1 protein-coding gene is annotated in these 263 nt (G+C 47.1%); it reads left to right on the top strand.

What is annotated here, in order from left to right; genetic code table 11:
• Window positions 1-263: phosphoribosylaminoimidazolesuccinocarboxamide synthase (locus G9F48_RS19435; RefSeq protein ID WP_274596869.1), on the top strand; the 263-nt coding region annotated here is incomplete at both ends.

Raw genomic sequence — 263 nt, 5'->3', positions numbered from 1 at the left:
GTTTTTTCGAACAGGCCGTTTTGCCCAGAAACATTGCCGCCGGAAGCATGTCGAAACGTCTCGGCATCCCGGAAGGAACTGAGCTTCCGCAGCCGATTATCGAATTTTACTATAAAGATGATGCACTCGGTGATCCGCTCATCACAGAAGATCATATCTGGCTCTTAAAAGCTGCGGCTCCTGAGCAGGTCAAAACGATCAAATCGATTACAAACCAGGTGAATCAAGAACTTCAGCATATTTTTGAAGACTGCGGCGTCAGA

It is taken from the genome of Bacillus sp. EKM420B (assembly GCF_011065565.1).
GTDB lineage: Bacteria > Bacillota > Bacilli > Bacillales > Bacillaceae > Bacillus > Bacillus velezensis.
The sequence above is the reverse complement of the archived record's forward strand: the minus strand, read 5'-3'. Positions and strand labels throughout refer to the sequence as shown.